Below are 20,793 nucleotides of genomic sequence, written 5' to 3'. Positions count from 1 at the left end.
ATGGACGTCATGGCCAAGACCAGTACGACGACCCAGGGGCTGCGCGTCGCGATCGAGCGCAGCGGCTACTACCCGGCCCTCGTGGCCGAGGCGGTGGAGGCCGCCGTGGGCGGCGAGCCCATCCGGTCGTACCTGGTCCACCAGGAGACCACGTTCGACCAGAACGAGGTACGGCGGCACGTCACCGTGCTGGTCCTCACCGGCAACCGTTTCATCGTCAGCCACACCGACGAGCAGGCCGCCGACAGCACCTCCCCGACGCCGTACACCACGACGTCCACGGAGTCGGTGAAACTCGGCCGGATCTCGTCGGTCGTGGTCAGCCGCGTGGTCGCCAACCCGGAGCAGTACACCCCGGGCACGCTGCCCCGCGAGGTCGTGCTGACCATCGGCTGGGGCGCCGTCTCGCGCATCGACCTGGAGCCCGCCGCCTGCGGCGACCCCAACTGCGAGGCCGACCACGGCTACACGGGCAGCTCCACGGCGGACGACCTCAGCCTGCGCGTCAGCGAGGCCGGGGACGGCCCGGAGACGGTACGCCAGGCGCTCGCCTTCGCACAGGCCGTCTCCGAGGCGACCGCGGACCTCACTCGCTGATGGCCTACGCCGCCTGGGACCAGCACCCGCAGCCGCTCGCCCTCGACTCCGCCCCGCTGCCCGAGTACGGCAGCGGCTCCCTCGCCGACCTGCTGCCCACCCTGGCCGCGGGAATGGGCGTCCCCGGCGCGACCGCCGCGATCACCGAGCTGACCCCGGCCGATCGCAACTGCGTCTTCCTGATCGACGGCCTCGGCTGGGAGCAGCTCACCTCGCATCCCGACGAGGCCCCCTTCCTGACCTCGCTGCTCGCCACCTCGCGCGGCGGCACCGGCCGCCCGCTCACCGCCGGCTACCCGGCGACCACCGCGACCTCCCTCGCCTCCGTCGGCACCGGCCTGCCGCCCGGCGCGCACGGCCTGCCCGGCTACACCGTGCGCAACCCGGCCACCGGCGAGCTGATGAACCAGCTCCGCTGGCAGCCGTGGACCGACCCGCGCCCCTGGCAGCCGTACCCCACCGTCTTCCAGCTGGCCCACGAGGCAGGCGTCCACGCGGCCCAGGTCTCCTCGCCCACCTTCCAGAACACCCCGCTCACCAAGGTCGCCCTCAGCGGCGGAACGTTCCTGGGGCGGCTGAGCGGTGAGGAGCGCATGGACCTCGCCGCCGAGCAACTGGCCGCCGCCGACCGCTCGCTGGTCTACACGTACTACGCCGAACTCGACGGCGCGGGCCACCGCCACGGACTGGCCTCCGACCACTGGCGCGGCCAGCTGATGTACGTCGACCGGCTGGTCCAGCGCCTGGCCGAGCAGCTCCCGCCGCGCACCGCGCTCTACGTCACCGCCGACCACGGCATGGTCGACGTGCTCTTCGACGAGGAGCACCGCATCGACTTCGACGCGGACTGGGAGCTGCGCGCCGGGGTCGCCCTGCTGGGCGGCGAGGGGCGCGCGCGGCATGTGTACGCGCTGCCGGGTGCCGAGGGCGACGTACTGACCTGCTGGCGCGAGGTGCTCGGCGAGCAGTTCTGGGTGGCCTCCCGGGACGAGGCGATCGAGGCCGGCTGGTTCGGCCCGCACATCGACGAACGCGTGTACGCCCGTATCGGGGACGTGGTCGCGGCCGCGCACGACGACGTCCTGCTGATCGCCTCCGAGCGGGAGCCGAAGGAGTCGACGATGGTCGGCAACCACGGTTCCATGACCCCGGCCGAGCAACTGGTCCCGCTCCTCGAAGTACGCTCCTGAAGCCCCCGTTCCCCTCTTCCATGCCGAAAGGTGCTCAACTCGCCATGCCCGAGCTGGTGTTCTTCTCCGGAACGATGGACTGCGGGAAGTCGACGCTGGCTCTGCAGATCGAGCACAACCGCTCCGCCCGCGGCCTCGTCGGCATGATCTTCACCCGCGACGACCGGGCCGGCGAGGGCAAGCTGTCCTCCCGCCTCGGCCTGGTCACCGACGCCGTGGAGGTGGAGGACGGCCAGGACCTGTACGCCTACCTCGTCGACCATCTCTCGCACGGCGGCCGCGCGGACTACGTGATCGCGGACGAGGCGCAGTTCCTGGCGCCGGAGCAGATCGACCAGCTGGCGCGGGTGGTCGACGACCTGGCCGTCGACGTCTACGCCTTCGGCATCACCACCGACTTCCGCTCCAAGCTGTTCCCCGGCTCGCAGCGGCTGGTGGAGCTGGCCGACCGGGTCGAGGTGCTCCAGGTCGAGGCCCTGTGCTGGTGCGGCGCCCGGGCCACGCACAACGCCCGCACGGTCGGCGGCGAGATGGTCGTGGAGGGCGCCCAGGTGGTCGTGGGCGACGTGACCCAGTCCGCGGACGAGATCGGCTACGAGGTGCTGTGCCGGCGCCACCACCGGCGCCGGATGACCGCCGCGTCGGCCCGGGCGGCGGCCCTGTCCCCGGACGTCCTGCCGGTCTCCTCGGCCTGACGGGCCCGAGGCCCGGCTCAGCGCGGGTTCTGGACCACGGCGAAGAGCGCCCCCTCCGGGTCCGCCACCGTCGCGACCCGCCCGTGCGCGCCGTCCTGGGCCGGCGTGAGCACCCGCCCGCCCATGGCGAGGACCCGGTCCAGCGTCCCGTCGGTGTCCGCGACCTCGAAGTACGTCAGCCAGTGCGAGCCCCGGTCCCGGGGCAGCGAGTGGCCCACACCGTGGATGTCCGCCACCGGGTGGCCGCCGATGCGCAGGGTCACGTGGCCGAAGTCGTCGGAGACCGCCGCCTCCTCCTCGTAGCCGAACACCGTTTCGTAGAACTTGGCGACGCTCGCGGTCTCGAAGGTGAGCAGCTCGTTCCAGACGGGCGTGCCGGGAACGCCGACGACCTCGGTGCCGAGGTGCTGGGCCGCCTGCCAGATACCGAAGACGGCCCCCGAGGGGTCGGAGGCCATCGCCATCCGGCCGGCCCTGCCGGCGTCCAGGGGGCCCACTCCCACGGTGCCGCCGCACAGCCGCAGCGTGTCGGCCGTCCGGTCCACGTCGTCCGAGGCGAGGTAGGGGGTCCAGGCGATCGGCAGCCGGCGGTCGGGCGGCAGCTGGCCGATGCCGGCCACCTCCTGCCCGTCGAGCAGGGCCCGCACATAGGAGCCGAGCTGCTGCGGGCCGGGCCGGAACTCCCAGCCGAACAACGCCCCGTAGAAGTCCTCGGTCGCCGTCAGCTCGTGCACCATCAGGCTCACCCAGCAGGGCGTGCCGGGCGCGCGCCGAGCGTGCGTGCCGCCGTTGGGGCCGGCCGGCTCCCGTGCCTCGGTCATCGTCACTCTCTCCCCGGCCCCTCGTGGGTGGCCGTGTCGCTTCCGCCCGGCGGTTGACCCCGAGAGGATGCCTGATCTGCCGCTTCTCGCCGGTTCCTGGCGATTGCCGATGGATGTCCATCAGCTGTACAGCATGTGCCCGATCCCATACGCCTCGTGATCGAGACGGTCCGGCGGAAGAGTAGTCGGACCTGGACGTTGCGGCCACCCCTGGCGTATGGATGGTGGCCATGAACGCCATCATCACCGCAGCCGAACTGGCGCACGAATTGACCGGCGAGAACGCGCCGACCCTGCTGGACGTCCGCTGGCAGCTGAGCACGGCCGCAGCGGCGGGCGCCCCGGCCTTAGACGGCCGGGCCGAGTACGCGGCCGGCCATCTGCCAGGCGCGGTCTTCGTCGACCTGGACGAGGAACTCGCCTCCGCGCCCGGGGCGCGCGGCCGCCATCCCCTGCCCGATCTCGCCGAGTTCGGCGCCGCGATGCGCCGCGCGGGGGTGTCCGCCGCGCGGCCCGTGGTCGTGTACGACGGCGGGCAGGGCTGGGCCGCGGCGCGCGCCTGGTGGCTGCTGCGCTGGACGGGGCACCCCGACGTGCGGGTGCTCGACGGCGGACTGCCGGCCTGGCCGGGCCCGCTGTCGGCCGGGACGCCCGTCCCGGCCGAGGGGGACTTCGAACCGGTGCCGGAGGCCGGGGGGTTGCTCGACGCGGACGGGGCCGCGGAGCTGGCCCGCTCGGGTGTGCTGCTGGACGCGCGCGCGGGGGAGCGCTACCGGGGAGAGGTGGAGCCGATCGACCGCGTCGGCGGGCACATCCCGGGCGCGGTGTCGGCGCCGACCACGCAGAACGTGGGTCCCGACGGCCGCTTCCTGCCCGCCGAGGAGCTGAGGGACCGCTTCGAGGCGCTGGGCGCCCTGGGGGAGGCGCGGGTGGGCGTGTACTGCGGCTCGGGCGTCTCGGGGGCGCACGAGGTGCTGGCCCTGGCGGTCGCGGGCATCGCGGCGGAGCTCTACGTCGGTTCCTGGTCCGAGTGGTCCTCGGACCCGTCCCGTCCGGTGGCCGTGGGCCCCGACCCGCAGTGACACCGAGGAGGGGGCCCACGGACGTGGGTCCCCTCCTCGGTCGCGGTGCCGACTACTCCTGCTTCTTGCGGCGCGTGCCGAACACGATCTCGTCCCAGCTCGGGACCGCGGCCCGGCGGCCGGGGCGGACGCCGTCGGCCTCGGCCTGGCGGTCGGTGGCACCGATCAGCCGGTCGCGGTGGCTGCCCACGGACCGAGGCATCAGGACGTCCGCGTAGGCGGAACCGGCCGAGGCCGCCGGCGCCGGGGGTTCCTCCGCCGCGGGTTCCGGATCTGGCTCCTCCGGGACCTCCGGCGCACGCTCCGGGACCACCATGTCGCCCCGGAAGCTCGGCACCGCCTCCAAGAGGCTGGTCAGCGAGTCGCGTTCACCGGCGCTCTCCTCGGCCGGCTCGGACGGCTGTGCCGGCAGGGCCAGCCGCTCCCGGTCGAGGGAACGGTCCAGCGGGCGGTCGCGCGGCAGCCGGGCGATGCGCGGTACGAACGGAAAGCTCGGCTCCGGCACGGCGAGGTCGTCGGACTCGCCGATCAGCGAGCGCGCCTCGTCGTCGACGGCCTGGACGAGCCGCCGGGGCGGGTCGTACGTCCAGCTCGCCGAGTGCGGTTCGCCCGCCACCCGGTAGACCAGCATGACCTCCCAGCTGCCGTCGTCACGGCGCCAGGAGTCCCACTGCACGGTGTCCTTCTCGGCACCGCGCAGCAGCAGCCGCTCCTGGACGGCCTCGCCGAGCAGCGGGCCGGAGTTCTCACCGGGGCGGCGGACCGGGGTCTTCCGGGCCCGCTCGGCCATGAAGGCGCGTTCGGCCAGTACCGGCCCCTCGAAGCGTCGCACCCGGTCGACGGGAATACCCGCGAGCTGGGCGACCTCTTCCGCGGTCGCGCCGGCCCGTATCCGCGCCTGGATGTCACGGGGGCGGAGATGGCTCTCCACCTCGATCTCGATCTGGCCGAGGCGGGGCCGGTCGCCGCGCACGGCGGCGCGCAGGCGCTCGTCGATGGGAAGCGTGTACTCCGTAGAGTCGGCAGCCTTCAGCACCAGCCGTGTGCCGTCATTCGAGACGGCCACGACACGCAGTTCGGGCATGGGGACCTCCCGGGTGGTGCCTGCCGACGTCACGTGCGTCGCTGCTTCCGCTAGTCGAGTGTGGCCTGCCCGGGTGCAGCCTGCCACAACCTTGCCGAGTTGCCCGGCGTGTCGGGCACGGGCCCTGGATCGCCGTTATGGCACGGTTACCTATTCGCAACGCTAAGTGACAAACTCCGTCACCCTGTGCAACTAGCCCCCTCCCGGCGGTCCTGCGAGGCCGCGGACGCCCTGGCGGGAGACCGGACCCAGGGCTCGCAACAGTACTCCATTTGGACCATGTGCGCGGAGGGGCGCGCCGCCCAACTTCTGCCAAGTGGCGCGCCCCGGCCGCCCGCAAGCGGTTTCCGCGATCATGGACGTGGCGTACTTCACGCCGTCCGCCGGATCGGAACTCCCTGCTTCGGCCCGGCGTCCGCGAGGCCTTCTAGGCCCCCAACACCCTCCGCAGGTAGTCGTTCTGGAACAGCCGTTCGGGGTCGAGCCGGTCGCGCAGGGCCGTGAACTCGCCGAAGCGCGGGTAGACCCCGGCGAGGTACTCCGCGTCCCGCGTGTGCACCTTGCCCCAGTGCGGACGGCCCTCGTGCGCGGTGAAGATCCGTTCGGCGGCGGTGAAGTACGCCTGGTACGGCGTGCCCCGGTACATGTGCACGGCGATGTAGGCGCTGTCCCGGCCGGAGGCGGTGGACAGGGTGATGTCGTCGGCCGGGGCGGTGCGCACCTCCACGGGGAAGCTGATCCTGAGCGGCGAACGGTCGACCATCGCCTTCAGTTCCCGCAGCGCGTCCACCAGCGCCGCGCGCGGGACGGCGTACTCCATCTCCACGAAGCGGACCCGGCGCGGCGAGGTGAAGACCTTGTAGGGGATGTCCGTGTACGTCCGCGCGGACAGCGCCCGGCTGGAGATCCGCGCGATGGCGGGAATGGTCGCGGGAGCGGCCCGGCCGACCCACTGGGCCGCCTGGAAGACACCGTTGGAGAGGAACTCGTCCTCGAACCAGCCGGCCAGCTGCCCCACCGGCTGCTCCGGACCGGCGCTGCGGTTGTTGCGCTTGGTGGTGGTGTTGCCGGTGTGCGGGAACCAGTAGAACTCGAAGTGCTCGTTCTCGGCCCACAGTTGGTCGAACTCGGCCAGCACCCGGTCGAAGGGCATCGGCTCCTCGCGGGCCGTCAGCAGGAAGACCGGCTCCACGGCGAAGGTGATCGCGGTGACGACGCCGAGCGCGCCCAGGCCGATCCGGGCGGCCGCGAAGACCTCGGGGTTCTCCTTCTCCGAGCAGGAGAGCACCGAGCCGTCCGCGGTGACCAGCTCGAGGCCCTTGATCTGGGCGGCGATCGACCCGGACTCGCGACCGGTGCCGTGCGTGCCGGTGCTGATCGCCCCGGAGACGGTCTGCTCCATGATGTCGCCCATGTTCGCCAGCGACAGCCCCTCGCGGGCCAGTGCCATGTTGAGTCTCTTGAGCGGGGTGCCCGCCTCCACCGTGACCGTCATGGCCTCCCGGTCGATACCGCGGATGCCGGTCAACAGTTGAGGGCGTATCAACACCCCGTCGGTGGCGGCGATCGAGGTGAAGGAGTGCCCGGTGCCCACCGCCTTCACCTTCAGGCCGTCCTCGGCGGCCCGGCGCACCGCCGCGGCCAGCTCCTCCACGGAGGCCGGCTCGACCTGCCGGGCGGGACGGACGGCGACGGTGCCTCCCCAGTTACGCCAGGTGCCGTTCTTCCCGCTCGCTGTGGTGCTCAACGGTGCCTCCCCGACCCGCGGCCGGCCTGCTGAGCCGGCGGTACCCGAGGAAACCGACCGCGACCGCGACGGCTCCGGACACGACCGGAACCCCGTACCCGGCGCGCGCCCCGGCGGCGTCGATGACCCAGCCCGCCAGGGAGGAACCGAGCGCGACCCCGACCGCCAGGCCGGTGCTCACCCAGGTCATGCCCTCGGTGAGCTTCGCGCGAGGTACGTGCTCTTCGACGAGGGACATCGTCGTGATCATCGTCGGTGCGATGGACAGTCCCGCGACGAACAGCGCCACGGCCAGAAGCGGCAAGTTTCCGACCAGTAGGAGGGGGATCATACTCACGGCCATCGCGCACACGCCCAACGCCCACCGGCGTTCCGGCGGCCCGGCGAGGCGCATCAGCCCGAAGACCGCGCCCGCCGCGCAGGAACCGGCCGCGTACAGCGCCAGCACCACGCTCGCGGCGCCCTTGTGGCCGCGCTCGTCGGCGAAGGCGACGGTGACCACGTCGACCGCCCCGAAGATCGCGCCGCTGGCCGCGAAGGTCGCCACCAGCACCTGGAGCCCCGGCGAGCGCAGCGCCGTACCGCCCTCGTGGTGCTCGCGCGGATGCGGCTCGGGCTCGGTGGCGCGCTGGGCGGTCAGCCAGAGGACGCCGGCCGCCAGGAAGCAGGCGGCCAGCAGCGGCCCGGCCTCGGGAAACCAGGCGGTGGACAGCCCGATGGAGATGATCGGCCCGAGGATGAAGCAGACCTCGTCGACCACCGACTCGAACGAGTAGGCGGTGTGCAGCTGCGGGGTGCCCCGGTACAGGGCCGCCCAGCGGGCCCGGATCATCGCGCCCAGGCTCGGCACGGACCCGATCCCGGCAGCGCACAGGAACAGCGCCCAGTCCGGCCACCGCAGATGCGCGGCGAGCAGCAGCCCGGCCGCCGCGGTGAGCGCCACCAGGGTCGCGGGCCGCAGCACCCGGCGCTGTCCGTGCCGGTCCACCAGGCGCGAGATCTGCGGCCCGATCACGGCGGCGGACAGCGCCATGGTGGCCGACAGCGCGCCCGCGAGGCCGTAGCGCCCGGTGAGCTGGGAGATCATCGTGACCACCCCGATGCCCATCATCGACAGCGGCATCCGGCCGAGCAGACCGGCGGCGCAGAAGCCCTTGGTGCCGGGGGCGGCGAACAGGGCACGGTAGGGGCTGGGCACGGGGGTCTCCGGGAGGTGGGCAGGGTAAGGCGCGAACGCGGCTCGTACAGGTTACGGATCAGGTGACCACCGCGCAGCGGAATTCACGCCCGGGCGCACCATGCGGGCCGCGTCCGGGAAAACCGTGCGAAACCCTGGCGAATCCGTCTCTTCACCCCGCCGTTTCCCGGCTGTCGGTGCCGGGTGGCAGGATCGAGACATGCCAGACGCGCTCGATGTCACCCCCTACGACGCCCTGCTCCTGCTCTCCTTCGGCGGCCCTGAAGGCCCGGACGACGTGGTTCCGTTCCTGGAGAACGTGACACGCGGGCGCGGCATCCCGAAGGAACGCCTCAAGGAGGTCGGGCAGCACTACTTCCTGTTCGGCGGGGTCAGTCCCATCAACGACCAGAACCGCGCCCTGCTGGACGCCCTGCGCAAGGACTTCGCCGGCCACGGACTGGACCTGCCGGTCTACTGGGGCAACCGCAACTGGGCGCCGTACCTGACGGACACCCTGCGGGAGATGGTCGCCGACGGCCGCCGCCGCGTCCTGGTGCTCGCCACCAGCGCTTACGCCTCCTACTCGGGCTGCCGCCAGTACCGCGAGAACCTCGCGGACGCACTGGCCGCGCTGGAGGCGGAGGGCCTGCCGCTGCCCAGGGTCGACAAGCTGCGGCACTACTTCAACCACCCCGGCTTCCTCGAACCCATGATCGACGGAGTGCTGGAATCCCTCGCCGACCTCCCCGCGGAGGTCCGCGCCGGCGCCCACCTCGCCTTCACCACCCACTCGATCCCGACCGCGAGCGCCGACACCTCCGGCCCGGCCGAGGCGCACGGCGAGGGCGGTGCCTACGTCGAGCAGCACCTGGAGGTGGCCCAGCTGATCGCCGACGCCGTCCGCGAACGCACCGGCGTCGACCACCCCTGGCGGCTCGTCTACCAGTCCCGCTCCGGCGCCCCGCACATCCCGTGGCTGGAGCCGGACATCTGCGACCACCTGGAGGAGCTGCACGGCTCCGGCGTCCCCGCGGTCGTCATGGCCCCCATCGGCTTCGTCTCCGACCACATGGAGGTCCTCTACGACCTCGACACCGAGGCCAAGGCGAAGGCCGAGGAGCTGGGCCTGCCCGTGCGCCGCTCGGCGACCGTCGGCGCCGACCCGCGCTTCGCCGCCGCCGTCCGGGACCTGATCATCGAGCGGGCCGCCGTCGAGCGCGGGACCGAGGTCACGCCGTGCGCCCTCGGTGCCCTCGGCGCCAGCCACCACCTCTGCCCGGCCGGCTGCTGCCCGGCCCGCGCCGCGCGCCCCGCCGCCGCGGGTGCCGACAGCCCCTACGCATGAGGAGCCCCGTGACCGACGCCCTGCATCCGCAGCTGCTCCGACTCGCCCAGGAGGCCGCCCGCCGGGCCGGGGAACTGCTGCGGGACGGCCGTCCGGCCGACCTCGAGGTGGCCCGGACCAAGTCCAGCCCGATCGACGTCGTCACCGAGATGGACATCGCGGCGGAGAAGCTGATCACCGGCCTGATCTCCGAGCGGCGCCCCGACGACGGCTTCCTCGGCGAGGAGGGCGCCGACAGCGCGGGCACCAGCGGCATCCGCTGGGTGATCGACCCCCTCGACGGCACGGTCAACTACCTCTACGGCCTGCCGACCTGGTCCGTGTCCATCGCGGCCGAGCAGGACGGCGAGACGGTCGTCGGGGTCGTCGCGGCTCCGATGCGCGGCGAGACGTACCACGCGGTGCGCGGCGGCGGCGCCTGGGCCACCGGCGCGTGGGAGGGGGAGCGTGCGCTGTCCTGCCGGCCCGCGCCCCCACTGGACCAGGCCCTGGTCTCCACCGGCTTCAACTACGTCGCCGAGGTCCGCGCCCACCAGGCCGAGGTCGCCGGGAGACTCATCCCGCTGCTGCGGGACATCCGACGCGGCGGCTCGGCCGCGATCGACCTGTGCGACCTCGCCTGCGGCCGTCTGGACGGGTACTACGAACGCGGACTCAACGCCTGGGACGTCGCCGCGGGGGACCTGATCGCCCGGGAGGCGGGCGCACTGACCGGTGGACGCCCCGGAGAACGTCCCTCACGCGATCTGACGGTCGCGGCCACCCCGGGCGTCTTCGAGCCCCTCCAGGACCTCCTGGAGGACTTCGGCGCCTGGCACGACTGACGCGGCCCCGCCCGCCGTGCACGAACGGGACCCCGGCGCTGGATTCGCCGGGGTCCCGTTCGTGCACTTCGGGTCGATCAGACGCGTGACGCGCCGACTTCCACACCGTGGTCGGCGGCGAGGCGGCGCAGGTCGTCGAGTTCGGCCTGCTCCACCTCGACGAGGAAGTCGTCGCCCTCGTCACGAGCCCGCGACAGGTCGGACTCGGTCGTCCTTATGCGCTGCAGAAGTCCTGCGGTGAAAGCGTCCATGCTGCGCCCCCTCGTCCTGGGTCGTGGGTCGGTGGCACGGGGGTGTGCCGTTGGGAAGGGGCGATCACGTCTCTCGCAGGTGCCCAGCACTGCCCTGCGGGCGGCGACGGTGCCGGACACCCGCGCCCGCTCTGCGGAAGCGGAGAGCGAAGTACCGCATGGTGCTGCGGCACATGCAGAGCGTGATCGCGGGGTGTAAAGCCGTCCTCCCCCCGCTCCCTCCCACGGAAACCTCAACCGCGGCAGAAAATCTCGTATTCCCTCCGCCCGATCCCGTCCCGCCCGCCCGCGACCTCGCCTTACCGCCGACTTACGGCCGAAAAGTGCAGGATGGGGGGCACACACTCCCACGGACATCCCTGCCCGCGCGCGCTCACGGTGCTACGCGGGTGGACACAGGAAGGACAAGCGACGTGCGCGTACTCGTCGTCGAGGACGAGCAGCTGCTCGCCGATGCGGTGGCCACCGGACTGCGCCGGGAGGCCATGGCCGTCGACGTCGTGTACGACGGTGCGGCCGCCCTGGAGCGCATCGGCGTCAACGACTACGACGTGGTCGTCCTCGACCGCGACCTCCCGCTGGTGCACGGCGACGACGTCTGCCGCAAGATCGTCGAGCTGGGCATGCCCACACGCGTGCTCATGCTCACCGCGTCCGGTGACGTCAGCGACCGCGTCGAGGGCCTGGAGATCGGCGCCGACGACTACCTCCCCAAGCCGTTCGCGTTCAGCGAGCTGATCGCACGCGTGCGTGCCCTTGGCCGGCGCACCAGCGTTCCGCTGCCGCCCGTGCTGGAGCGCGCCGGCATCAAACTGGACCCCAACCGCCGCGAGGTCTTCCGCGACGGCAAGGAGGTGCAGCTGGCGCCGAAGGAGTTCGCGGTGCTGGAGGTGCTGATGCGCAGCGAGGGCGCGGTCGTCTCGGCCGAGCAGCTGCTGGAGAAGGCGTGGGACGAGAACACCGACCCGTTCACCAACGTGGTGCGCGTGACGGTGATGACCCTGCGCCGCAAACTGGGTGAGCCGCCGGTCATCGTCACGGTCCCCGGCTCCGGCTACCGGATCTGATCCCCGTGGCATCCGCTCCCGCGCCCCCTCAGGCCCCGCCGAAGCCCACCTGGGACCCCAGGAGGCCGCAGGCTCCCTTCCCGTGGCTGCGCCCGACCATCCGCATACGGCTCACGCTGCTGTACGGCGGCATGTTCCTGATCGCCGGCATCCTGCTGCTGTCGATCATCTATCTGCTGGCCGCGCAGGCGATCAGCACCGGCAACCAGCCGCTGTTCAAGATCGTCGGTGGTACGTCGATCCGGGTGTCCAGCGACAACTGCCCCGCGATCACCGCGATCAACTCCAGCCCGCTGCCGCTGTCGGACTTCAACGACGCGATCGCCCACTGCGTGGACCAGCAGCGCCAGGCGGCCCTGGACAACCTGCTCAGCCGCTCGCTGCTGGCCCTGCTGGGCCTCGCCGTGATCGCCTTCGCGTTCGGTTACGCGATGGCCGGCCGGGTGCTGTCCCCGCTCGGCCGGATCACCCGTACCGCGCGCGCGGTGGCCGGCTCGGACCTGTCCCGTCGTATCGAGCTGGACGGCCCGGACGACGAGCTGAAGGAGCTGGCCGACACCTTCGACGACATGCTGGAGCGTCTGCAGCGGGCCTTCACCGCCCAGCAGCGCTTCGTCGGCAACGCCTCGCACGAGCTGCGGACACCGCTGGCGATCAACCGCACGCTCCTGGAGGTGCAGCTCTCCGACCCCGAAGCACCGGTGGAGCTGCAACAGCTCGGCAAGACGCTGCTGGCCACCAACGAGCGCAGCGAGCAGCTGGTGGAGGGCCTGCTGCTGCTCGCCCGCAGCGACAACCAGATCGTCGAGCGCAAGCCGGTCGACCTGGCCGAGGTCGCCTCGCAGGCCATCGACCAGGTGCACGGCGAGGCCGAGAGCAAGGGCGTCAAGATCCGGGGCGAGCGCAGACCGGCGGTCGTCCAGGGCAACGGCGTCCTGCTGGAGCGGATCGCGCTGAACCTGGTGCAGAATGCGGTGCGCTACAACGTGCCCGAGGACGGCTGGGTCGAGGTGGCCACCGAGGTGCAGCACGGGCAGGCGGTGCTGACCGTCTCGAACACCGGGCCGGTGGTGCCGGCGTATGAGATCGACAACCTTTTCGAGCCCTTCAGGCGGCTCCGTACGGAGCGCACGGGCAGCGACAAGGGGGTGGGTCTCGGTCTGTCCATCGTGCGGTCCGTGGCCCGGGCGCATGGCGGCCACATCGTGGCCCAGCCTCGTGAGGGAGGCGGCTTGGTGATGCGTGTCACCCTGCCGCTCTGATCGGGGCCGACACACGCGGGGCATGTTCGCTTTGCGCTGAATTTTCCAGCGGCGTGGCGGACGTCCCTGTGTGTGATCGATCACATGCACGGATTTCCGGCCATCTACTCTCCGTGATCATGGGGAGTGGGGGAACGCCGGTAAAATCCGGGTTTTCAGGGCTATTGATCACGGGAAGTACACGGTGAGGCGCCTTTGAGGCGCGGCATTCGAACCGTGTACGGTCCTCACCGCCAGCCAAGTCGATCACTCTTGAGAGGTCGGCTTGGGTGTCGATTGAGTAACAGACCTTGATGTGAGGCAAAATCTCCGCCTCAGGTCGGGCACAAGTCCGGCCTCTCACGCGTTACGTGCGCTGGAGACACCGCAGACACCCAGAGGGGGAGAGCGACATGGCAACCGATTACGACACTCCACGCAAGACCGACGACGACGTCGACTCGGACAGCCTTGAAGAGCTGAAGGCCCGACGGAACGACAAGTCGACTTCCGCAGTGGACGTCGACGAGTTCGAGGCCGCCGAAGGCCTCGAACTGCCCGGCGCGGACCTCTCGAACGAGGAGCTGGCCGTCCGGGTTCTGCCCAAGCAGCAGGACGAGTTCACCTGCATGAGCTGCTTCCTGGTGCACCACCGCAGCCAGCTGGCCCGGGAGAAGAACGGTCAGCCGATCTGCCGCGACTGCGACTGAGGGCGGGTCGGCCGTGACTGGCTCGACCCCTCCCCGGAAGCGCCGCTCCCCTTCACCGGGAGCGGACCCAGGGCCGTCCGACGGCCCGCACAGCGCGCGTGAGGACGAGCGGGGCTCAGCGGACACCGGAGCCTCGCTCGAACCGGCCGGCCGGACTGACCTCCCGGCGTCGGCACAGGCCGCGCCCGTCGCCCGTCGACGGGCCGCGGCAATCCGGGCCATGGTCCGCGAGATGGCCCGGGAAGGCACTCGGAAGGGAGGCAGCCGCGCCAGGGCGGGGCTGGCCTACCTGACCGACCGGATCATCGAGATCGCCCCGAGGATCCCCGTACGGGACCTCGAGACCCTGCGTCGGCAGTTCCCGGGCCTCGGACCGGAGCAGCTCGCCGACAAGCTCGTGGCGGGCGCGGCACACGCCACCTCGACGGTCGGGGCCGGAGTCGGAGCGGCGGCGATGCTGCCGGTGCCTCCGGCGATGCCGACCGAACTGGCCGCGGAGATCACCGGGGTCGCGGCAGTCGAGCTGAAGCTGGTCGCCGAGCTGTACGAGGTCTACGGCGTACGGCCGCCGGGGAACCTCAAGGACCGCAGCGCCGCGTATCTGTCCTCTTGGTCGGGGGAGCGCGGGATCGATGTGACGAAGCCGTCGACGTTCAACACGGCCCTCGGCGGGCCGATGAAGCGCCAACTGCGTCAGCAGATCATGAAGCGGACGGTCCGGGACCTGCCCAACCTCATGCCCTTCATGGTCGGCGCCGCGGTCGGGGCCGTCATGAACCGCCGCGAGACCAGGAGGGTCGCGGCGCGCATCCGCGCCGACCTCCGCAAGTTCCAGGTCCCCTGGGACGCCCTGGACGCACTGCCCCCGCTGGAGCCCCCGGCGGACCCGGTGCCGATGGGCGACGTCCCCGCGGAGCCGCAGGACTGAACCCGGCCGACGCCTACGGTGCGGACGTGCCCCGGGCCGCCTCGATGGCCGCCGCCAGTCGCTCCGGCTCGCGCGTCGAGAGGTACAGGTACGGCGTCGGGTCCTCGGGGTCGGTGACCTCCACCCGCAGCGCCGTGGGGATGTAGGCGCGCAGCAGCAGGAAGGCCCGGGTGTCCGCCTTGTAGGTCCGCCAGGCGCGGGCCTCCTCCAGGTCCAGCACCTCACAGGCGCCCAGGGCCGACACCGGGACCTTCGCCTCGCCCGCGATCAGCGAGTCGCCCACCACACGGATGCGCTGGGAGCCGTAGGCGCTGGCCACCACGGCCGCCGCGGCCGTACCGCCCACCAGGCCGCCGAGCAGCGGCAGAGGGCCGAACGGGAGCAGGATCAGGGCGAACGAGACGCCCACCAGGAAGCTGATCAGCCACCACGAGCGGGGGGTGGTGAGGCGTTCTTCGTAGGGGGTGGCGGAGAGCTGCATGAGGCCAAGCTTGGCACGGTGCCCGCATACGTCCGACGCGCGGGTAAGGTCTGCGGCTGTGAGTGGTGGTTCCGCGGTTCTTCAGCCTCCCGTCGACGCCGTGCGGCCGGTGCGTCATCCCGATGCCCCCGCGCCCGGTGAGCTTCTCGGTGCGCACTACGAACAGTGTTTCGGATGTGGTGGCGGACAGGCGCACGGGCTGCATCTGGCGGCACGCGCCGGCGAGGGCGTGTCCCTCACCGCGGAGTTCACCGTGCGGCCCGCTCACCAGGGCGCCCCGGGCCTGGCCCACGGCGGAGTACTGGCCAGCGCCCTCGACGAGACCCTCGGCTCCCTGAACTGGCTGCTGCGCACCATCGCCGTCACCGGACGGCTGGAGACCGACTTCGTACGGCCGGTGCCGGTGGGCGCCACGCTGCATCTGTCGGCCGAGGTGACCGCCGTCGCCGGACGGAAGATCTACTCGCGCGCCACCGGACGCATCGGCGGCCCCGACGGGCCCGTCGCGGTCCGCGCCGAGGCCCTCTTCGTCGAGGTGAAGGTCGACCACTTCATCGACCACGGCCGCCCCCAGGAGATCCGGGCCGCCATGGACGACCCGGACCGGACCAGGCGCGCCCGCGCCTTCGAGGTGAACCCGTGAGCCCCGCAAGCCCCTTGGGCCCCGCAGACCCCCTGACCCCCGCAGACCGCGTAGGCCCCGTGACCCGTGAGCCACTGGACGTGCTGATCCGGCGCATCGATCCGGACGTCCCCCTTCCGGTGTATGCGCAGCCGGGTGACGCCGGGGCCGATCTGCGGACCACCGAAGCCCGCGAACTCGGGCCCGGTGAACGGGCCGTACTGCCCACGGGAGTGTCGATCGCCCTCCCGGAGGGGTACGCGGCCTTCGTGCATCCCCGGTCCGGGCTCGCCGCCCGCTGCGGTGTCGCCCTGGTGAATGCCCCGGGGACGGTTGATGCCGGGTACCGTGGGGAGATCAAGGTGATCGTGGTGAATCTCGACCCGCGCGAGTCCGTGCGGTTCGAGCGCTTCGACCGGATTGCCCAACTGGTCGTCCAGCAGGTCGAGAGGGTCCGCTTCCAGGAGGTCGCGGAACTTCCCGGCTCGGCGCGGGCCGAGGGGGGCTTCGGGTCCACCGGTGGCCATGCCGCGGTGGGCGGCGGAAGCGGCACAAGCGGTCAGGCCGCCATGGGCGGCCAGGCGGGTGGGAATCGATACGCTTCGGTCGTATCCGACCGGGAAGGACAGTGACGTGTTCGGACGTCGCAAGAAGAAGGGTGCCGCCGAGGACGCGGCCGGCGAGGCCGAGCAGGTCGTCGACAACGTCGACACCGAGGCGGACGAGGAAGCAGAGGGCGAGCGCGAGCGCGTCCGGCTGGAGCCCGAGCCGCGCCCCGACGGTCCCTGGGACAGCACCGAGGTACGCGACCCGGGCGAGGGACGGGTGGACCTCGGCGGGCTCTTCGTGCCGGGTGTCGACGGCATGGAGCTGCGGGTCGAGGTCGCCGGTGACGCGATCGTCGCGGCGACCGTCGTCCTGCGCGACAGCGCCGTCCAGCTCCAGGCCTTCGCCGCGCCCAAGCGCGAGGGCATCTGGGGCGAGGTGCGCGAGGAGATCGGCGCCGGCATCACCCAGCAGGGCGGCATCGTCGACGAGGTCGAGGGCCCGCTCGGCTGGGAGCTGCGCGCCCAGGTGCCGGTGCAACTGCCGGACGGCACGGGCGGCTTCCAGGTCGTGCGGTTCGTCGGCGTGGACGGTCCGCGCTGGTTCCTGCGCGGGGTGATCTCGGGCCAGGGGGCGGTTCAGCCGCAGGCGGCCGGGCTGCTGGAGCAGATCTTCCGGGACACCGTCGTGGTCCGCGGCGAGGGTCCGATGGCGCCCCGCGACCCGATCGTCCTGAAGCTGCCGAACGACGCCCAGATGGTCCCCGAGGGGATCCAGCAGGAGGAGTCCTCGCGCTTCTCCGGCGGCATGGGCCAGCTCCAGCGCGGGCCGGAGATCACCGAGGTCCGTTAGGGGCCTCGGCACTCCGCCGGGTTCATCGGTCGTCGAGCGGGCCGCACCTGTGAGGGTGCGGCCCGTTTCGCTGGGTGCCGGCGGAGCCGCCGCCGTCAGAGTTGTGTCAAAGACCCCCGTTCACCGGCCCCTCGTCCGCTTTGTCCGCATCGTTGGCCGTAAGGTCGACGCTGCGCAGGCGGCAGTCACCGGAAGACAATGGGGCCATGGCACGCGGCAAGCTTCGGATCTACCTCGGCGCGGCACCGGGCGTCGGCAAGACCTACGCCATGCTCTCCGAGGCCCACCGGCGCATCGAGCGGGGCACCGACTGTGTCGTGGGCTACGTCGAGCACCACGACCGGCCCCGCACCGAGGTGATGCTGCACGGCCTCGAACAGGTTCCCCGCAGGAAGCTGGAGTACCGGGGCACCACCTTCGGCGAGATGGACGTCGAAGCGGTCCTGCGCCGCGCCCCCGCCGTCGCCCTCGTCGACGAACTCGCCCACACCAACATCCCCGGCTCCCGCAACACCAAGCGCTGGCAGGACGTCGAGGAACTCCTCGCGGCCGGCGTCGACGTCGTCTCGACCGTCAACATCCAGCACCTGGAGTCGCTCGGCGACGTGGTCGAATCGATCACCGGGGTGCGGCAGCGGGAGACGGTGCCGGACGAGGTGGTACGGCGGGCGGACCAGATCGAGCTGGTCGACATGTCGCCCCAGGCCCTGCGCCGGCGCATGGCGCACGGCAACATCTACCAGCCGGACAAGGTGGACGCGGCCCTGTCCAACTACTTCCGCCCCGGCAACCTCACCGCCCTGCGCGAACTCGCCCTGCTGTGGGTCGCCGACCGGGTCGACGAGTACCTGAACGAGTACCGCAGCGAGCACCGGGTCTCGGCGATATGGGGCTCACGGGAGCGGATCGTGGTCGGTCTGACCGGCGGTCCCGAGGGCCGGACGCTGATCCGGCGGGCCGCGCGGCTGGCCGAGAAGGGCGCCGGCGGAGAGGTGCTCGCCGTCTACATAGCCCGCAGCGACGGCCTGACCTCCGCCTCCCCGAAGGAGCTGGCCGTGCAGCGGACGCTGGTGGAGGACCTCGGCGGCACCTTCCACCACGTCGTCGGCGACGACATACCCGCCGCCCTGCTGGACTTCGCACGCGGGGTCAACGCCACCCAGATCGTGCTGGGCTCCTCGCGCCGCAAGACCTGGCAGTACGTCTTCGGGCCCGGCGTGGGCGCCACGGTCGCCCGGGAATCCGGCTCCGACCTCGACGTCCACATCGTCACCCACGACGAGGTCGCCAAGGGCCGCGGACTGCCCGTCGCCCGGGGCGCCCGGCTCGGACGGGCCCGGATCATCTGGGGCTGGATCACCGGGCTGGCCGGCCCGGTCGTGCTCGCGGTGCTCCTGAACACCATGGCCCTCGGCCTCGCCAACGACATGCTGCTGTTCCTGTCCGTGATCGTCGCCGCCGCCCTGCTCGGCGGACTGCTGCCGGCCCTGGCCTCGGCCGCCCTCGGATCGCTGCTGCTGAACTACTTCTACACGCCGCCCCTGCACCGGCTGACCATCGCCGACCCGCGCAACATCGTCGCCATCGCGATCTTCGTCGGGGTCGCGGTGTCCGTGGCCTCGGTCGTGGACACCGCCGCCCGCCGCACCCACCAGGCGGCCCGGCTGCGCGCCGAGTCGGAGATCCTCTCCTTCCTGGCCGGAAACGTGCTGCGCGGCGAGACCGGCCTGGAGGAGCTGCTGGAGAGGGTCCGCGAGACCTTCGCGATGGAGTCGGCGGCCCTGCTGGAGCGGGCCGGTGACGCCGAGCCGTGGACCTGCGCGGGCCGCGCCGGGTTCGGTCCGTCCCTGGAGCGGCCGGAGGACGCCGATGTCGACATGCCGGTCGGCGACCACATGGCGCTCGCGCTGACCGGCCGGGTGCTGCCCGCCGAGGACCGCCGGGTGCTCGCCGCCTTCGCCGCGCAGGCCGCCGTCGTACTGGACCGCAGGCGGCTGAAGGAGGAGGCCGACCAGGCCCGCACGCTGGCCGAGGGCAACCGCATCCGCACCGCCCTGCTGGCCGCCGTCAGCCACGACCTGCGCACCCCGCTGGCCGGGATCAAGGCGGCGGTGTCCAGTCTGCGCTCGGACGACGTGGACTGGTCCGAGGAGGACCGGGCGGAGCTGCTGGCGGGCATCGAGGACGGCGCCGACCGCCTCGACCACCTGGTGGGCAACCTGCTCGACATGTCCCGTCTGCAGACCGGCACCGTCACCCCGATCATCCGCGAGACCGACCTCGACGAGGTGGTCCCGATGGCCCTGGGCGGCGTACCCGAGGCCAGTGTCGAGCTGGACATTCCCGAGACGCTGCCGATCGTCGAGGTCGACCCCGGGCTGCTGGAGCGGTCGGTGGCCAACCTGGTGGAGAACGCCGTCAAGTACAGCCCGCCCGACCGGCGCGTGCTGGTGTCCGCGAGCGCCATCGCCGACCGGGTGGAGGTACGGGTCGTGGATCGCGGACCCGGCGTACCGGACGACGCGAAAGACCGTATCTTCGAACCGTTCCAGCGGTACGGCGACGCCCCGCGCGGTGCCGGCGTGGGGCTCGGCCTCGCCGTCGCCCGGGGCTTCGCCGAGGCCATGGGCGGCACCCTGAACGCCGAGGACACCCCGGGCGGCGGACTCACCATGGTCCTCAGCCTGCGTGCCGCGGGATCGCGCCCCCTTCCGGTACGGGAGGACACCGCAGAACCAGCAGAACCAGAAAGGCAGACCCTATGCTGAGCCCGGAAGCGGGGTCCCCCCAAGCCCCCACGAGGGTGCTCGTGGTCGATGACGAGCCGCAGATCACTCGGGCCCTCGTGATCAACCTCAAGGCGCGCAAGTACGAGGTCGACGCGGCCCCCGACGGCAGGACCGCGCTCTCCCTCGCCGCCTCCCGTCACCCGGACGTCGTCGTCCTCGACCTGGGCCTGCCCGACATGGACGGCGTCGAGGTGATCAAGGGGCTGCGCGGCTGGACGAGGGTGCCGATCCTGGTCCTGTCGGCCCGCCACTCCTCCGACGAGAAGGTCGAGGCGCTGGACGCGGGCGCCGACGACTACGTCACCAAGCCCTTCGGCATGGACGAACTGCTGGCCCGGCTGCGGGCCGCCGTGCGCCGGGCCGAACCGGTCGGCGCGGGCGAGGACGACGTGACCGTGGTGGAGACCGAGCAGTTCACCGTCGACCTGGCCGCCAAGAAGGTCAACCGGGCCGGCCGGGACGTACGGCTCACCCCCACCGAGTGGCACCTGCTGGAGGTCCTGGTCCGCAACACCGGGCGGCTGGTCGGCCAGAAGCAGCTGCTGCAGGAGGTGTGGGGGCCGTCGTACGGGACGGAGACCAACTACCTGCGCGTGTACATGGCCCAGCTGCGACGGAAGCTGGAGGCGGACCCGTCGCACCCCAGGCACTTCATCACCGAGCCGGGGATGGGATACCGGTTCGAGCGGTAGCGGGCGGGGGCCGTGCCGTTACGGGCCCGTCGGTGCGCCCCGGTACGCT

At 72.1% G+C, this 20,793-nt stretch carries 21 protein-coding genes; 15 read left to right on the top strand and 6 right to left on the bottom strand.

What is annotated here, in order from left to right; all coding sequences use genetic code 11:
• The 3 genes from ACFYMM_RS15640 to ACFYMM_RS15630 are packed head-to-tail and all read left to right on the top strand — an operon-like array spanning position 1 to position 2,482.
• Complete coding sequence (locus tag ACFYMM_RS15640; RefSeq protein ID WP_388386513.1) at positions 1 to 597, top strand: DUF5998 family protein; 597 nt, start codon at positions 1 to 3, stop codon at positions 595 to 597.
• Positions 597 to 1,787, top strand: coding sequence for an alkaline phosphatase family protein (locus tag ACFYMM_RS15635; protein ID WP_388386511.1), 1,191 nt, complete (start codon positions 597 to 599; stop codon positions 1,785 to 1,787). Before ACFYMM_RS15640 ends, ACFYMM_RS15635 begins: the two co-directional genes overlap by 1 nt.
• A gap of 44 nt (positions 1,788 to 1,831) precedes the next feature.
• On the top strand, positions 1,832 to 2,482 hold the full coding sequence (locus ACFYMM_RS15630) for a thymidine kinase (protein ID WP_388386509.1): 651 nt from the start codon (positions 1,832 to 1,834) through the stop codon (positions 2,480 to 2,482).
• Positions 2,483 to 2,499: 17 nt separating this feature from the next.
• Here ACFYMM_RS15630 and ACFYMM_RS15625 read toward each other — a convergent pair whose 3' ends face one another.
• Entirely contained in the window at positions 2,500 to 3,303 is an 804-nt protein-coding gene (locus ACFYMM_RS15625) for a VOC family protein (RefSeq protein WP_388386507.1), read from the bottom strand.
• Between the two features lie 230 nt (positions 3,304 to 3,533).
• On the opposite strand from ACFYMM_RS15625, the gene ACFYMM_RS15620 reads away from it, so the two are divergent.
• Positions 3,534 to 4,385 carry a sulfurtransferase gene (locus ACFYMM_RS15620; RefSeq protein ID WP_388386505.1) on the top strand — a complete coding sequence of 284 codons (852 nt, stop codon included), beginning with the start codon at positions 3,534 to 3,536 and terminating at the stop codon, positions 4,383 to 4,385.
• Positions 4,386 to 4,437: 52 nt separating this feature from the next.
• Here the strand turns inward: ACFYMM_RS15620 and sepH are convergent, their stop codons facing one another.
• From sepH to ACFYMM_RS15605, 3 genes are all read right to left on the bottom strand, one after another.
• Entirely contained in the window at positions 4,438 to 5,469 is a 1,032-nt protein-coding gene (gene sepH / locus ACFYMM_RS15615; RefSeq protein ID WP_388386503.1) for a septation protein SepH, read from the bottom strand.
• Positions 5,470 to 5,896: 427 nt separating this feature from the next.
• A complete protein-coding gene (locus ACFYMM_RS15610) occupies positions 5,897 to 7,216 on the bottom strand; it encodes a D-arabinono-1,4-lactone oxidase (RefSeq protein WP_388386501.1) in 1,320 nt (439 codons plus the stop codon).
• Positions 7,176 to 8,414 carry an MFS transporter gene (locus tag ACFYMM_RS15605; RefSeq protein ID WP_388386498.1) on the bottom strand — a complete coding sequence of 413 codons (1,239 nt, stop codon included), beginning with the start codon at positions 8,412 to 8,414 and terminating at the stop codon, positions 7,176 to 7,178. Before ACFYMM_RS15605 ends, ACFYMM_RS15610 begins: the two co-directional genes overlap by 41 nt.
• Before the next feature lie 199 nt (positions 8,415 to 8,613).
• On the opposite strand from ACFYMM_RS15605, the gene ACFYMM_RS15600 reads away from it, so the two are divergent.
• Both ACFYMM_RS15600 and ACFYMM_RS15595 read left to right on the top strand, forming a co-directional pair.
• Entirely contained in the window at positions 8,614 to 9,741 is a 1,128-nt protein-coding gene (locus ACFYMM_RS15600) for a ferrochelatase (protein ID WP_388386496.1), read from the top strand.
• Between the two features lie 8 nt (positions 9,742 to 9,749).
• A complete protein-coding gene (locus tag ACFYMM_RS15595; protein ID WP_388386494.1) occupies positions 9,750 to 10,565 on the top strand; it encodes an inositol monophosphatase family protein in 816 nt (271 codons plus the stop codon).
• A gap of 77 nt (positions 10,566 to 10,642) precedes the next feature.
• On the opposite strand, the gene ACFYMM_RS15590 is transcribed toward ACFYMM_RS15595, so the two are convergent.
• Entirely contained in the window at positions 10,643 to 10,816 is a 174-nt protein-coding gene (locus tag ACFYMM_RS15590) for a hypothetical protein (RefSeq protein ID WP_388386492.1), read from the bottom strand.
• Positions 10,817 to 11,229: 413 nt separating this feature from the next.
• Between ACFYMM_RS15590 and ACFYMM_RS15585 the strand changes: the two genes are divergently transcribed.
• From ACFYMM_RS15585 to ACFYMM_RS15570, 4 genes are all read left to right on the top strand, one after another.
• Positions 11,230 to 11,883 (top strand): response regulator transcription factor, encoded by a 654-nt coding sequence (locus ACFYMM_RS15585; protein WP_003993508.1) that lies wholly within the window; start codon positions 11,230 to 11,232, stop codon positions 11,881 to 11,883.
• A 5-nt stretch (positions 11,884 to 11,888) separates the two neighbouring features.
• Positions 11,889 to 13,145, top strand: a complete 1,257-nt coding sequence (locus ACFYMM_RS15580; RefSeq protein WP_388386490.1) for a sensor histidine kinase — start codon at positions 11,889 to 11,891, stop codon at positions 13,143 to 13,145.
• Between the two features lie 392 nt (positions 13,146 to 13,537).
• Positions 13,538 to 13,834 (top strand): DUF4193 domain-containing protein, encoded by a 297-nt coding sequence (locus tag ACFYMM_RS15575; protein WP_005481602.1) that lies wholly within the window; start codon positions 13,538 to 13,540, stop codon positions 13,832 to 13,834.
• Between the two features lie 13 nt (positions 13,835 to 13,847).
• Positions 13,848 to 14,762 (top strand): hypothetical protein, encoded by a 915-nt coding sequence (locus ACFYMM_RS15570; protein WP_388386488.1) that lies wholly within the window; start codon positions 13,848 to 13,850, stop codon positions 14,760 to 14,762.
• A gap of 13 nt (positions 14,763 to 14,775) precedes the next feature.
• Here the strand turns inward: ACFYMM_RS15570 and ACFYMM_RS15565 are convergent, their stop codons facing one another.
• Positions 14,776 to 15,243, bottom strand: coding sequence for a DUF3093 domain-containing protein (locus ACFYMM_RS15565; RefSeq protein WP_388386485.1), 468 nt, complete (start codon positions 15,241 to 15,243; stop codon positions 14,776 to 14,778).
• Positions 15,244 to 15,301: 58 nt separating this feature from the next.
• Here ACFYMM_RS15565 and ACFYMM_RS15560 point away from each other — a divergent pair, with 58 nt between their 5' ends.
• The 5 genes from ACFYMM_RS15560 (at position 15,302) to ACFYMM_RS15540 (ending at position 20,744) form a co-directional block, all read left to right on the top strand.
• A complete protein-coding gene (locus ACFYMM_RS15560; protein WP_388386483.1) occupies positions 15,302 to 15,886 on the top strand; it encodes a PaaI family thioesterase in 585 nt (194 codons plus the stop codon).
• 59 nt (positions 15,887 to 15,945) lie between these two features.
• Positions 15,946 to 16,497 (top strand): dUTP diphosphatase, encoded by a 552-nt coding sequence (gene dut / locus ACFYMM_RS15555; RefSeq protein ID WP_388386480.1) that lies wholly within the window; start codon positions 15,946 to 15,948, stop codon positions 16,495 to 16,497.
• Between the two features lies 1 nt (position 16,498).
• Positions 16,499 to 17,263, top strand: a complete 765-nt coding sequence (locus ACFYMM_RS15550) for a DUF3710 domain-containing protein (protein WP_388386478.1) — start codon at positions 16,499 to 16,501, stop codon at positions 17,261 to 17,263.
• Between the two features lie 206 nt (positions 17,264 to 17,469).
• Complete coding sequence (locus tag ACFYMM_RS15545; RefSeq protein ID WP_388386476.1) at positions 17,470 to 20,031, top strand: ATP-binding protein; 2,562 nt, start codon at positions 17,470 to 17,472, stop codon at positions 20,029 to 20,031.
• The gene (locus ACFYMM_RS15540; protein WP_388386474.1) at positions 20,025 to 20,744 is read left to right on the top strand and encodes a response regulator; all 720 of its coding nucleotides are present in this window, start codon (positions 20,025 to 20,027) and stop codon (positions 20,742 to 20,744) included. The genes ACFYMM_RS15545 and ACFYMM_RS15540 overlap by 7 nt, the downstream gene beginning before the upstream one ends.
• The last annotated feature ends 49 nt before the right edge of the window (positions 20,745 to 20,793 follow it).

It is taken from the genome of Streptomyces sp. NPDC006739, assembly GCF_042869815.1.
Lineage (GTDB): Bacteria > Actinomycetota > Actinomycetes > Streptomycetales > Streptomycetaceae > Streptomyces.
The sequence above is the reverse complement of the archived record's forward strand: the minus strand, read 5'-3'. Positions and strand labels throughout refer to the sequence as shown.

Bases quoted from the DNA above. Each gene is read 5' to 3' on its own strand.
- ACFYMM_RS15565 (WP_388386485.1), bottom strand. From the start codon at position 15,243: ATGCAGCTCTCCGCCACCCCCTACGAAGAACGCCTCACCACCCCCCGC.
- ACFYMM_RS15620 (WP_388386505.1), top strand. From the start codon at position 3,534: ATGAACGCCATCATCACCGCAGCCGAACTGGCGCACGAATTGACCGGC.
- ACFYMM_RS15590 (WP_388386492.1), bottom strand. From the start codon at position 10,816: ATGGACGCTTTCACCGCAGGACTTCTGCAGCGCATAAGGACGACCGAG.
- ACFYMM_RS15540 (WP_388386474.1), top strand. From the start codon at position 20,025: ATGCTGAGCCCGGAAGCGGGGTCCCCCCAAGCCCCCACGAGGGTGCTC.
- sepH (WP_388386503.1), bottom strand. From the start codon at position 5,469: ATGCCCGAACTGCGTGTCGTGGCCGTCTCGAATGACGGCACACGGCTG.
- ACFYMM_RS15640 (WP_388386513.1), top strand. From the start codon at position 1: ATGGACGTCATGGCCAAGACCAGTACGACGACCCAGGGGCTGCGCGTC.
- ACFYMM_RS15575 (WP_005481602.1), top strand. From the start codon at position 13,538: ATGGCAACCGATTACGACACTCCACGCAAGACCGACGACGACGTCGAC.
- ACFYMM_RS15630 (WP_388386509.1), top strand. From the start codon at position 1,832: ATGCCCGAGCTGGTGTTCTTCTCCGGAACGATGGACTGCGGGAAGTCG.
- ACFYMM_RS15545 (WP_388386476.1), top strand. From the start codon at position 17,470: ATGGCACGCGGCAAGCTTCGGATCTACCTCGGCGCGGCACCGGGCGTC.
- ACFYMM_RS15635 (WP_388386511.1), top strand. From the start codon at position 597: ATGGCCTACGCCGCCTGGGACCAGCACCCGCAGCCGCTCGCCCTCGAC.
- ACFYMM_RS15625 (WP_388386507.1), bottom strand. From the start codon at position 3,303: ATGACCGAGGCACGGGAGCCGGCCGGCCCCAACGGCGGCACGCACGCT.
- ACFYMM_RS15600 (WP_388386496.1), top strand. From the start codon at position 8,614: ATGCCAGACGCGCTCGATGTCACCCCCTACGACGCCCTGCTCCTGCTC.